At 58.4% G+C, this 1043-nt stretch carries 1 pseudogene; it reads right to left on the bottom strand.

Going from position 1 to position 1043, the window contains the following annotated elements:
• Positions 1-978: pseudogene (locus GR138_RS30130) on the bottom strand (IS3 family transposase); the annotation flags it as partial.
• Between the last annotated feature and the right edge of the window lie 65 nt (positions 979-1043).

The following is a 1043-nucleotide window of genomic DNA, read 5'->3' as shown; positions in this document are numbered from 1 at the left end:
CCTGCGCCAGCGATGAGAACAGGGTTTCGTTGAGACATTCATCGCGAAAGCTGCCGTTGAAGCTTTCGATGAAGCCGTTTTGCATCGGCTTGCCGGGGGCGATGTAATGCCATTCCACATGCGTGCCCTGGCACCATTTGAGAACGGCCATGCTCGTCATCTCGCTCCCATTGTCAGAAACGATGGTCCTTGGTTTGCCGCGCCTGGCGATGATGGTATCCAACTCCCGGGCAAGCCGCAGCCCTGACAGTGACGTGTCGGCGACCAGGGCCAGGCACTCGCGGGTGAAGTCGTCAACAACGGCCAGGACACGGAAGCGACGGCCATCAGTGAAGGCATCGCTGACGAAATCGAGGCTCCAACGCTCGTTCGGGCGCGACGGCAATGCCAAAGGTCGCCGCGTCCCCAAGGCACGCTTCCTGCCTCCGCGCTTGCGGACAGTCAGCTTCTCTTCGCGATAGAGCCGCCTGAGTTTCTTCAGGTTCATGACGATGCCCTGCCGATCCAGCATGACGTGGATACGGCGATAACCGAAACGGCGGCGCTCTGACGCCACCTTCTTCATCGCATCTCTGATATATCTGTCGTCGGGCCGAATGCTGCGATACCGCGTGCTCGACCGATCAACCGACAAAACTGCGCACGCCCGACGCTGGCTCACACCATGCTCCTTGCAGGCATAAGCCACCGCATCCCGCTTCACATCGGGCGTCACCATTTTTTTGAGGCGACATCCTTGAGAATGGCGTTGTCCAGCATCGCCTCGGCGAGCAGCTTCTTCAGCTTGGCGTTCTCCTCTTCCAAGGCCTTCAGCTTCCTGGCGTCGGAAACATCCATGCCACCATACTTCGCTTTGTATTTGTAAAAGGTCGCCTCGGATATTCCGTGCTTGCGGCAGACATCGGCCGTCCTCTGGCCGCTCTCCTGCTCCCTCAACATTCCGATGATCTGCTCGTCCGTAAACCGTGCACGCTTCATTCCGTCCGTCTCCCTGATACGACGGACTCTACCAAAATTTGGAGGAAGTTCAGGGTCTCAGGTCA

This window comes from Shinella kummerowiae (genome assembly GCF_009827055.1).
Classification (GTDB): Bacteria; Pseudomonadota; Alphaproteobacteria; order Rhizobiales; family Rhizobiaceae; genus Shinella; species Shinella kummerowiae.
Note: the sequence above shows the minus strand (reverse complement) of the source record. Positions and strands in the feature narration are given on the sequence as shown.